At 36.4% G+C, this 12,024-nt stretch carries 10 protein-coding genes; 3 read left to right on the forward strand and 7 right to left on the reverse strand.

Annotated features, from left to right (window positions below; all coding sequences use genetic code 11):
• Positions 1–5: 5 nt before the first annotated feature.
• The 5 genes from Q0252_RS06985 to Q0252_RS07005 all read right to left on the reverse strand — a co-directional run bounded on the left by Q0252_RS06985 (position 6) and on the right by Q0252_RS07005 (position 5,769).
• Positions 6–425 carry a hypothetical protein gene (locus Q0252_RS06985; protein ID WP_297984844.1) on the reverse strand — a complete coding sequence of 140 codons (420 nt, stop codon included), beginning with the start codon at positions 423–425 and terminating at the stop codon, positions 6–8.
• Positions 426–565: 140 nt separating this feature from the next.
• A complete protein-coding gene (gene groL / locus Q0252_RS06990) occupies positions 566–2,191 on the reverse strand; it encodes a chaperonin GroEL (protein WP_297984845.1) in 1,626 nt (541 codons plus the stop codon).
• Positions 2,192–2,305: 114 nt separating this feature from the next.
• Entirely contained in the window at positions 2,306–2,584 is a 279-nt protein-coding gene (gene groES, locus Q0252_RS06995) for a co-chaperone GroES (RefSeq protein ID WP_297984847.1), read from the reverse strand.
• Positions 2,585–2,756: 172 nt separating this feature from the next.
• Positions 2,757–5,123, reverse strand: a complete 2,367-nt coding sequence (locus tag Q0252_RS07000) for a M1 family metallopeptidase (RefSeq protein ID WP_297984849.1) — start codon at positions 5,121–5,123, stop codon at positions 2,757–2,759.
• Positions 5,124–5,196: 73 nt separating this feature from the next.
• The gene (locus Q0252_RS07005) at positions 5,197–5,769 is read right to left on the reverse strand and encodes a HupE/UreJ family protein (RefSeq protein ID WP_297984851.1); all 573 of its coding nucleotides are present in this window, start codon (positions 5,767–5,769) and stop codon (positions 5,197–5,199) included.
• Between the two features lie 62 nt (positions 5,770–5,831).
• On the opposite strand from Q0252_RS07005, the gene Q0252_RS07010 reads away from it, so the two are divergent.
• Positions 5,832–6,335 (forward strand): DUF6702 family protein, encoded by a 504-nt coding sequence (locus Q0252_RS07010; protein ID WP_297984852.1) that lies wholly within the window; start codon positions 5,832–5,834, stop codon positions 6,333–6,335.
• On the opposite strand, the gene Q0252_RS07015 is transcribed toward Q0252_RS07010, so the two are convergent.
• Positions 6,332–6,913, reverse strand: coding sequence for an ACP phosphodiesterase (locus Q0252_RS07015; RefSeq protein ID WP_297984853.1), 582 nt, complete (start codon positions 6,911–6,913; stop codon positions 6,332–6,334). The two genes, Q0252_RS07010 and Q0252_RS07015, sit on opposite strands and share 4 nt — an antisense overlap.
• An 88-nt stretch (positions 6,914–7,001) precedes the next feature.
• Complete coding sequence (radA, locus tag Q0252_RS07020) at positions 7,002–8,348, reverse strand: DNA repair protein RadA (protein WP_297984854.1); 1,347 nt, start codon at positions 8,346–8,348, stop codon at positions 7,002–7,004.
• 77 nt (positions 8,349–8,425) lie between these two features.
• Between radA and Q0252_RS07025 the strand changes: the two genes are divergently transcribed.
• Positions 8,426–10,030, forward strand: coding sequence for a CTP synthase (locus Q0252_RS07025; protein WP_297984855.1), 1,605 nt, complete (start codon positions 8,426–8,428; stop codon positions 10,028–10,030).
• Between the two features lie 151 nt (positions 10,031–10,181).
• Complete coding sequence (gene yidC, locus Q0252_RS07030; RefSeq protein ID WP_297984857.1) at positions 10,182–11,990, forward strand: membrane protein insertase YidC; 1,809 nt, start codon at positions 10,182–10,184, stop codon at positions 11,988–11,990.
• Positions 11,991–12,024: the final 34 nt, after the last annotated feature.

Consider the following 12,024-nt stretch of genomic DNA (forward strand, 5'->3'; position numbering starts at 1 on the left):
CTGAATTAATCTAAACCTAAAGGTTTGATTTTCAAATCATTTTTCCATCCTAATCCAAATTTTGTAGTGAGGTAATCTGCTATTAGAATATTATTTAGTTTGGCTGTTTTCTGCAAGATTGGGGTAATTACACATCCTTCATTAATAATTTTTATGCCGTACTTTTTTTCGAATTCTTTATCATAATAGGGTAAAAACCCAAAATGTACAAACGCCGCTTTCTGACTGTCTAAAAGATTTTGTAAGTTTTCTTTTGTTGCGTACATAGGCAAATCTACATTATTTATATTCTTGCTAACCCTTACAGTATCAATTAATTGTTGATTATCGTATGAGGTGTAAAAGCTCAAATTTTGAGAAGGTGATTTAAAGCTTGCTCCTAAAATTATGATAAGTGCAGGAATAATGATGTATAATACCTTCATAGATTGATTTTAAAGATAGATGCTTAAACATTACAAAGGTTAAATACTTAATAAAAAAAATCCGTCCAAAAAAATTGAACGGATTTTATATTGTGATCGCTTTTAGCTTCCAGCATCCAGCTTCGAGCCTCCAGCAAAAATTACATCATTCCCGGCATTCCTCCGCCCATTGGTGGCATTGCTGATTCTGGTCTTGGAATTTCGGTGATTACACATTCTGTAGTCAGCAACATTCCAGCAACGGAAGCTGCATTTTCCAACGCAACACGAACTACTTTTGTAGGGTCGATAATTCCTGCTTCGTACATATTCACGTATTCGTCAGTTTTCGCGTTGAAACCGAAATCACCGCTTCCTTCCTCTACTTTTGCAACGATTACAGAACCTTCTCCTCCTGCGTTTGCTACGATTTGACGAAGTGGCTCTTCGATCGCTCTTTTTACAATTTTAATACCTGTAGTTTCGTCAAGATTTGCTCCATTAAAATTCAATGATGAAATTGAACGAACCAAAGCAACGCCACCTCCAGGAACGATTCCTTCTTCTACAGCAGCACGAGTTGCGTGCAAAGCATCATCAACTCTGTCTTTTTTCTCTTTCATTTCTACTTCGGAAGCAGCACCAACGTAAAGAACTGCAACACCTCCTGCTAATTTTGCAAGACGTTCCTGAAGTTTTTCTCTGTCATAATCGGAAGTCGTGGTTTCCATTTGCGCTTTGATTTGGTTTACGCGACCTTTAATTTGCGCTTCATCACCACCACCGTTTACGATGGTTGTATTGTCTTTATCAATGGTTACTTTTTCAGCAGTTCCAAGCATTTCCAAAGTGGCATTTTCCATCGTGAATCCTCTTTCTTCGGAGATAACTTGTCCACCTGTTAAAATGGCGATGTCTTCTAACATTGCTTTTCTTCTGTCGCCGAATCCCGGTGCTTTTACCGCTGCGATTTTTAAAGAACCTCTTAATTTGTTCACTACTAAAGTTGCTAAAGCTTCGCCCTCAACTTCTTCGGAGATGATTAATAGAGATTTTCCTGCCTGTGCAACTGGTTCCAAAACTGGAAGCAACTCTTTCATTGAAGAAATTTTCTTTTCAACTAAAAGAATGTATGGATTTTCCAATTCCGCCACCATTTTTTCAGGATTGGTTACGAAATATGGAGATTGATAACCTCTGTCAAACTGCATCCCTTCTACAACATCTACGGTTGTATCTGTTCCTTTTGCTTCTTCAACGGTGATTACGCCTTCTTTTCCAACTTTTCCGTAAGCTTCTGCGATTAACGAACCGATGGTATCGTCGTTATTTGCAGAAATTGCCGCAACTTGTTTGATTTTCTCTGAAGAATCACCAACAACTTGAGATTGAGATTTCAAATTTTCAACTACAGCCGTAACTGCTTTTTCGATTCCTCTTTTCAAGTCCATTGGATTTGCGCCTGCTGCAACGTTTTTCAGACCTTCGCGAACGATTGCCTGTGCTAAAACAGTTGCGGTTGTAGTTCCGTCACCTGCAATATCATTGGTTTTGGAAGCTACTTCTTTTACCATTTGTGCTCCCATATTTTCAACTTTGTCTTCCAGCTCGATTTCCTTTGCTACGGAAACACCGTCTTTGGTAACATGTGGCGCACCGAAAGATTTTTCGATGACTACGTTTCTACCTTTTGGACCCAAAGTTACTTTTACTGCATTTGCCAATGCGTCAACACCTCTTTTCAGGGCGTCTCTTGATTCGATATCGAATTTTATTTCTTTTGCCATTTCTTAATGTATTATTGTATTATGTACAATGTAAAATGTACTTTTTTGTTTAATTAATTTGATTGCAGATCTGTAAAATACTTTGTACTTTGTACATCGTACTTTTTACAAATCTTATCCGATGATTCCTAATAAATCACCCTCTTTTACAATCAGATAATCTTTTCCTTCGAATTTCAACTCTGTTCCGGAGTATTTTCCGTAAAGCACTTTATCACCAACATTTACTGTCATTGGTTCGTCTTTTTTTCCCGGGCCAACTGCTACAACAGTTCCTTCTTGTGGTTTTTCTTTTGCTGTATCCGGAATGATGATTCCTGATGCGGTTTTTGTTTCTGCAGCCGTTGGTTCTACCAATACTCGGTCTGCTAAAGGTTTAAAATTTACTGACATAACATATTTATTTAATTAATTTTTTCAAGTTGACTTCTTATTCCCTAAAAAAGTGCCAACAAAAATACTTTGAAAATCTGTCAGACTGTGATAATGAAACGTGAAATTTTGGCAGAAAAAAAGTCACTTCAAAATTTTTGAAATGACTTTTTTTCTTTTTCTTCTTCTTGAATTAATTTTTCTTTCCTGCAGCCTGCATTGGATTTATGGTTCCGGAACCTGCACCTCTTGCAGCACCTTGTTTTTGTTTGAATACCTGGAACTTCGATTCTGGCGCTGGAATTTCGCCCCAGAAATTATTGGAAGTATCAATGTCTGCCGTTTCTTTCATTGGGTCAAGCTGTACGGATTTTAATTTTTTATCAAAATAATATGTCAGCGAAACATTTTTTTCATTGCTTCTCCAAACTTGTACTGCACGTTTATCGCGAAGTTTTGTTCCGTCTTCAAAAGTGAATTCAAGAATAATCGGCATCACCAAACCGCCTTTGTTTGTAAAATCTATTTGGTAAGCATTAAGATTCTGAAGTTTTGCTCGGTCTGCAGCACTTACATTTTCGTAAACATCAGCTTTGAAAGTATATTCTTTTACATTATCCACTTTTTCCTGACCTCTGTCGTAACGGTAATAAAAATCCTGAAGACTTTTATCTTTATCTACTTCAAATGCTATTTTTTCTTCACGGTTACGAACCTTAGAAATGTCATCAAATTCATTAATGTTTGGTTTCTCTACAGTATATTTTCTTTCAAAAGGTTTTGCAGGAGAATCAAAATCCGGAGCTGCCACAGAAACTTTGTCAATAGAAATATCAACAGGGTCAATTCCGTAGAACCATCCTCTCCAGAACCAATCTAAATCTTCACCGCTGGCATCTTCCATCGTTCTGAATAAATCTGCAGGTTCCGGATGACGAAAAGCCCATCTCTGGGAATAGGTTTTGAATGCTTTATCAAACAAATCTCTTCCCATAATGGTTTCACGAAGAATATTTAAGCCTGTTGCAGGTTTTGAATAGGCATTCGGACCAAAGCGTGCAATGTTTTCGGAGTTGGTCATAATTGGTTCCAGCTCATCTTTTGGCAATTTCATATAATCTACAATCGTATGTGCAGGTCCTCTTCTGGAAGGAAATTTATTGTCCCATTTTTCTTCAGTAAGATATTCAACAAAAGTATTTAAACCTTCATCCATCCAGCTCCATTGTCTTTCATCAGAATTGATAATCATTGGGAAGAAATTGTGACCAACCTCATGAATAATTACGCCAATCATTCCGTTTTTGGTTCCTTCGGAATAGGTACCGTCTTTTTCAGTTCTACCGAAGTTGAAGCAAATCATCGGATATTCCATCCCATTAGAAGCCTCGATAGACTGTGCTACAGGATAAGGATAAGGAATGGTGAATTCAGAATACGTTTTAATGGTATGAGCTACCGCTTTTGTTGAATATTTTCTGTAAAGTCCATACGCTTCTTTTGGATAAAGACTCATCGCCATAACCTGGTTTTTGTTTTCTGGAATGGTAACTTTCATACCGTCCCAAACAAATTTTCTGGATGAAGTCCATGCGAAATCTCTTACATCATTGGCTTCGAAAACCCATGTTTTTCTTTGTTTTGATTTTGACTTTTCAGCTTTTTTGGCTTCATCTAAAGTTACAATTTCAACAGGTTCGCTGGAAGTTTGTGCCTGTTTCCAACGTGAAAGTTGAGCGGAAGACAAAACCTGTTCGTAATTTATTCCCTGTCCTGTTGCAGCTACGATGTGGTCTGCAGGAACGTTCATCGCAACTTTATAATTTCCGAAAACCAAAGCAAATTCGCCTCTTCCGGTAAACTGATGGTTTTGCCAACCCTGGAAATCGCTGTAAACACACATTCTTGGGAACCATTGCGTCATCGTATAAACATCGTTTCCGTCTTCAGGGAAGTTTTCGAAACCACCACGTCCTCCCATTTTCATACGGTCGGAAATATTGTAATTCCAATCAATTTTAAAAGTGAATTTTTCTCCTTTTTTTAAAACCTTAGGAAGGTCAATACGCATCATGGTTTTATTTACCGTATATTTTAAAGCATTTCCGGAAGCATCTGTAACTTTTTCAAGATTTACGCCGTAACCATTGTCTTTCACAGGAAGTTCAGAAGATTTTAAATTATCTGCATTAGCCTGTTTTGGAAGTTTTGAGTTTCCACTGTAGCCGGAATTGTTGATGGAAGAATGTTGATTTTCATCGAGCTGAAGCCACAAATAATCTAAATTATCAGGAGAGTTGTTAATGTAAGTTACAGTTTCTGAACCCTTTAGATTTCTTTTGTCTTCGTCCAAATATGCTGTAATATCGTAATCTGCTCTATTTTGCCAATAACCTTGTCCAGGAGCTCCGGATGCTGTTCTGTAAACATTGGGAGTGGGAAGAATAGTTCCTAATTGCTCAAACTTATTGCCGTGGTTGCTACCCGGATTATTCTGATGATTTTGAGCAAATCCCAAAGCGGAGCAGAAAATAATGGAATGTAATAGTTTGATTTTCATATAGTAAAGTGAGTTTTATTTTTTTTGAATTTCAAATTTAATTTAAATGTTTTACATAATAATGGACATTGCACTAAATTCTTTCTAAAATCATTTTTGAAGATAGTAAAATAGCTAATACTGAAACACCGAAAATCCAATATTTTTGATTTAATTTTAAAAATTTTGAAAGCAGGTAAAAAATTCCTGAAATAAGGATTACCACAACTATTTGTCCCAATTCTAAACCGATGTTAAAACCCAAAAGAGGAACTCCAATATTTTCTTCAGAAGAAATCATCACTCTTGCTGTATTGGCAAAGCCCAGCCCATGAATAAAACCGAAAAATAAGGCCAAAAAGTAATTTATTTTCATCAGTCTGGCTTGTTGTTTTTGCAAGAAAATATTATCCAAAGCGGTTAAAAATATTGTTATTGGTATTAAAATTTCTACGAGTTTTGATGAAAGTCTTATGATATCTAAAATACTCAAAGTTAAAGTGATAGAATGACCAATCGTAAATGCAGTTATCAAAATCAGAATTGACTTCCATTCCTTAAATGAATAAGCCGCTACTAAAACCAATATGAAAAGCTGATGATCAAGTGCATCTAATGAGATAATATGTTCCCAACCAATTTTTATATAAAACAGAAAATCGTTCATTAAGTAATTTTGATGTACGAAAATAATGATTATTTTCGTTTTCTTATTCTTAGAAATTACTGATGAAGAAACTTATCTTAATCTTATGCTCTTTATTGTTTTTAACAAGTTCATTTACCGAAGTTATACATCCATATCATGTTGGTTCTGTTGAATTTAAATATAATGTAACTTCCAAAACTTTTGAAATTACGGGCAGATTTTTTTTAGATGATTTGGAAACAGCACTTCAAGAAAAATATGGCACAATGCTTCGTTTTCAGGATGAAAAATACAAAGCTAATATGGATGAAGTATTAAAAAAATATTGTGCTGAGTATTTACGTTTAAAGACTGATAGTCAATTTGTTAATGTTAATTACGTTGGCTATGAAGAAGATCGAGAAAGCGTAAATATTTATCTGGAATCCGATAAAATTAAGGCGCCCAAAAAAGTAGAAACCGCGGTAAGTTTTCTATATAATTATTATGATGACCAAATTAATCTCGTGCATATTATCGTCAACGGTAACCGCAAAAGTACCAAACTAACCTATCCGGATCGGTATTCCTTTCAAACTTTCTAGAACGTTTCGTTAATTTTAATGCAGAACTCGTGTAAATCCGGAAAAAAAGCATCAAAACACTCTTTAAGAAAAGGTTTATGATGAATGAATAAACCGTAAACCGGTGTATTTTTTTCTAAAAACCTGGCTTTATGCAGCACATTGCGGATGCTGTATTCCATTCCCCAATCGTATCTGTAATTGTAAAGCCAGTTGTCCTGTTGCATTCTTGGTAAAACCTGCCGAAAATTTTCGGGCAAATTTTTTTCATATTGATATAAAACCTTATAGACATGAGCGGTGAATTCCCGCCATTCTTTTGCAGATTTTATGGATTTGTCATTCGCCAAAAAATAATCAAAGCAAACATCTACAAAAGCTCCGGAATATAGCCTTACCAAAGGTTGAAAAACAGTTTTTGCTTCCGAAACTTTGGGATGAACATCGGTAAAAGCGTCAATCGCTCGATGCAACATTACGCCTTGTTGAATTTTTTCAGGCAATAGTTTCTTATCGCGGTTTCGGATGAAATCACCAATTAAATTTCCCACGATTTGTTCATCGGTAAAGGAAAGGAAGCTGTGCGCAAGGAAATTCATTCGTTTAAATGAAAATTGAAAATGGTGAATTGAAAATTTTTCACTATATAAATTTAAACATTTTCAGCTTTCAATTCTATCTTTTCCATTAAAAAAGTTTCTCATGAAACTCCTCAATTTTACTCACTTCTTCAATCTTAATTCCGTATTTTCTTTTTGGAATTTTATTCAGATTAGAGACGAAAATTTTGTCATAACCCAACTTTTCAGCTTCAGAAATTCTTTGTTCGATTTGCGGAACCGGACGAATTTCCCCGCTCAAACCTATTTCTCCGGCAAAACAGAATTTTTCGGAAATTGCGATGTCATCATTTGATGAAAGAATGGAAGCGATCACTGCCAAATCCAAAGCAGGATCGTCGGTTTTTATTCCGCCTGTAATATTCAGGAAAACGTCTTTAGCTCCAAGTTGAAAACCTGCACGTTTTTCCAAAACTGCCAATAGCATATTCAGTCTTTTGGAATCAAATCCGGTGCAACTTCTTTGCGGAGTTCCATAAACAGCGGTGGAAACCAAAGCCTGAATTTCCAACAGCATCGGACGATTTCCTTCCAAAGTTACGGCGATGGCATTTCCGGAAAGTTCTTCAAATTTTTTGGTGATAAGAATTTCTGAAGGATTTTTTATTTCCTTCAAACCTTGAGAAACCATCTCATAAATCCCGATTTCCTGTGTGGAACCGAAACGGTTTTTGTTGGCTCTCAATAATCTGAACAGGTGATTTCTGTCTCCGTCAAAATTTAAAACCACATCCACCATATGTTCCAAAACTTTCGGACCTGCAATTTGTCCGTCTTTGGTGATGTGTCCGACTAAAATGATCGGAGTATTATTTTCTTTGGCAAATTTGATGAGTTCGTTGGAAGTTTCGCGGATTTGTGAAACGGTTCCAGGAGAACTTTCCAATAATTGAGAATGAAGCGTTTGAATGGAATCCACAATCATCAAATCGGGCTCGAGTTTTTTAGCTTCGTGGATGATTTTTTCCACCGAAACTTCGGTAAACAGAAAACAGTTAGGATTTTGGATATCTGTTAATCTATCTGCACGCATTTTAATTTGCGACGCACTTTCTTCGCCCGAAACATAAAGAATTTTCTTCTTCATTTTCAAAGCCAACTGTAGCAAAAGTGTGGATTTCCCAATTCCAGGTTCTCCACCAATCAAAATAACCGAGCCCAAAACAATTCCGCCACCTAGAACGCGGTTCAGTTCTTCGGAAATGGTTTTAATGCGTGGTTCTTCATTGGTTTCAACTTCGATGATGTTGATAATGTGGTTTTTCTTTTTCTCCAATGAATTTTTTGGAGAAGATTTTTCCACGATTTCTTCCACCAAAGTATTCCATGAGCCGCAGTTTTTACACTGTCCGTGCCATTGTGTAAACTGGGTGCCGCAATTTTGGCAGTAATATGCAGTTTTGAGTTTTGCCATACTGCGAAGGTCGGGAATTTTCGCAAAAGTTTTGCCTCGTATCTCAAATTCCTTTAACTTTGCACAAACCTAATCTAATGAGTAAAAAGAACACGAAGTACATCTTTGTAACAGGAGGCGTTACTTCTTCACTTGGTAAAGGAATTGTCTCGGCTTCTTTGGGACTTCTGTTAAAATCTCGCGGCTTCAACGTTACCATCCAAAAGCTTGATCCCTATATCAACATCGATCCCGGAACTCTTAATCCTTATGAACACGGCGAATGTTATGTAACAGAAGACGGCGCGGAAACCGATTTGGATTTAGGACATTACGAAAGATTTCTTGATTCTCCAACATCGCAAAACAATAATGTGACGACAGGAAGAATTTATCAAACCGTTATTGAAAAAGAACGTAAAGGCGATTTTCTTGGAAAAACCGTTCAGGTTATTCCGCATATTACCAATGAGATAAAGCGCCGTATTAAAATCCTAGCAAAACAGAATTACGATATCATCATCACCGAAATTGGTGGAACTGTGGGAGATATTGAATCCCTTCCTTACATAGAATCTGTTCGTCAGTTGAAATGGGAATTGGGCGAAAAAAATTCGATGGTGATTCATTTGACGCTGCTTCCTTATCTTTCTTCGAGTGGTGAATTAAAAACAAAACCTTCGCAACATTCTGTTCGTCAGTTGATGGAAAGCGGAATTCAGGCCGATGTTTTGGTGTGCAGAACAGAGCATAAAATTCCGAAGGAACAAAGAGCAAAATTGGCGCAGTTTTGCAATGTTGCTTTAGAAAATGTAATTGAATGTAAAGATTTGGACACCATTTACGAGGTTCCTTTATATCTTCAGAAGCAGGATTTTGATGATGTAGTTTTGAAAGAATTAGGCTTGAAATCGGACAAAAAAGCAGAACTGAAAGACTGGAAAACTTTCCTTAAAAAATATCAGAATCCGAAAAAATCGGTGGAAATTGCACTGGTTGGAAAATATGTTTCGCTTCAAGATTCTTATAAATCTATTGCGGAAGCTTTTATTCACGCAGGAGCTGAACAGGAAACCGAAGTGAAAGTCCGTTGGGTGTACAGCGGTGATATTACGGCTGAAAACGTGAAAGAAACCTTTAAAGGAATTGACGGAATGTTGATTGCACCCGGTTTTGGAGACAGAGGAATTGAAGGAAAAATCCTTTCTGCAAAATATGCCAGAGAAAATAAAATTCCTTTGCTGGGAATTTGTTTGGGAATGCAGATTATGACCATTGAATTTGCAAGAAATGTTTTAGGACTTGAAAAATCCAATTCTATGGAATTCGATACTTCAACCCCTGATCCTGTAATTTCTTTAATGGCAGACCAAAAAAATGTGGTTGATAAAGGTGGAACGATGCGTCTTGGTGCCTGGAAATGTTCGTTGAAGCAAGGTTCGAAACTGGCAGATATTTATGGAAATAAAAATATTTCGGAGAGGCATCGCCACAGATACGAGTTCAATTCAGAATATCAGGAAGATTTCGAAAAGAACGGTTTGGTTCCGACAGGATTTAATCCGGATACAAAGCTTGTAGAAACTTTGGAACTGAAAGACCATCCTTTCTACATCGGAGTGCAGTATCACCCCGAATATAAGAGTACGGTAGAAACTCCGCATCCTTTGTTTAAAGCGTTGATAAAGGCTTGTACTAAATAGTAAAAAAATAAGTGTCCGAAAAAATTCGGACATTTTTATTTAATGACAAAATAGACAAGGGTTTATAAAAAATCATTATTTTTGTCACCGCAAAATTAAGGGGTACAGATTTTGTGAATTGTGCCCGAAACATTTAATTTAAACTAAAATAATGCAGCAAAATAACGGACTGGACAAAAATCAGCTGATAAGTTTCGCGGTTTTTTCGATGATTCTTATTGGTTTTATGTTTTATTTTCAGAACAAACAGCAGACAGAAGAGCAACTAAGAAATCAGGACAAAGCAAAGGTAACACAGGTACAAAATCCTGTTACAAAACCTGCCATTGCAACCAATCTTAACGACAGCCTGAAAACATCTTCTATTCAGCAAGTTCTGTTAAAAAATAAGGAACTTACAGTTTCAGTAAATTCATTGGGTGGACAAATTTCTACCGTTCAGCTAAATGAGTACAAAGCTTACAATAAAACCACAGATACGAACGACAAACCACTTTTGTTGTTCGATAAAAATAATTCTACTTACGGGTTTCAGTTTAAGGATAAAACCGGAAAAGTCTTCAATACTAAAGATTTAGTTTTCGCGCCAACACAAAACGGAAATTCTGTGACGATGCAGGCAAATGTAAATGGTGCGATAATTCAGTTTATCTACACATTGTTAGATAAATACACGGTTGATTTCAATGTTAAAACTCAGGGGTTAAGCCAAATTATTTCAGATAATAAAGCTGATTTCATCTGGGATTACAGCGTGAGAGCAATGGAAAAAGGTAGAGCACAGGAACAAACGCATTCTGAGTTTTCCTACGCATTTAATAATTATAAATCCTATGATTATGACGCGAGAACAACAATGGATGAACCTGAAGAAACGTTGAATTGGATTGGGGTAAAACAACAGTTTTTCTCTGCAGTTTTAGAGCCTCAAACTGGATTTAAAAATTCAAAAGGGAATCAGGAAAATATTGAAGATGGTGAATTTTTGAAGAAATTTAATTTTGATGGTCAAATTGATTTAACAGGAAACGAGCTGAACCAAAATTTCAAATGGTATTTCATGCCTTTGGATTTGAAATTGCTAAAATCTTACGACAAAAACTTTGATGAAATTCTTCCTTTAGGGTGGTCTTTCATTGGTTCTTTGAACAGGTGGTTCTTTATCCCAATTTACAACTGGTTAACCAACTACGGAATTGCAGCGGGTTGGGTTATCTTTTTGATGACGATTGCTACGAAAATTATTCTTTCACCGGTAATGTTCAAACAACACAAACTGAGTGCGATGATGAGGGTCATTCGTCCTGAAATTGATGAGGTGAATGCGAAGTATAAAGACGCAGATCCAATGAAGAAGCAGCAGGAAACGATGAATGTTTATCGAAAAGCCGGCGTTAACCAAATGGCGGGATGTTTACCGGCATTGCTTCAAATCCCGATTTTTTATGCTTTGTTCCGATTCTTCCCGAACATGATTGATTTGAGAGGAAAAAGCTTCTGGTTCGCAAAAGATTTAACAGCTTATGATGACGTAATTAAGTTGCCTTTCAATATTCCTTTCTTGGGAGAACATTTGAGTATTTTTGCTATTGCGTGTACTGTTGTTATCTTAATTTACACGATTATGACTTCCGGAAATATTCAGCAGCCACAACAGGAGGGAATGCCGAATATGAAAGTAATAATGTACATTTTTCCGATAACGTTCCTTTTCTTCTTAAATACGTCAGCTTCAGGTTTATCTTGGTATTATTTTGTATCGAATGCATTGAATATCTTAATCATTCTGGTGATTAAATACTGGATTTTGGACGAAGATAAGATTCATGCACAAATTCAGGCCAACAAACAAAAAGAGCCAAAAGCAGAAGGTAAGTTCCAGAAGAGAATGCGTGAAATGATGGAGAAAGCGCAGGAACAACAAAAGATTCAGCAGCAACAGCAGAATAAGAAAAAATAGTACTCCTTAAATAAATATAGGAATAAAAAAACGG

This window comes from uncultured Chryseobacterium sp. (assembly GCF_936933875.1).
In the GTDB taxonomy this organism is placed as follows: domain Bacteria; phylum Bacteroidota; class Bacteroidia; order Flavobacteriales; family Weeksellaceae; genus CAKZIK01.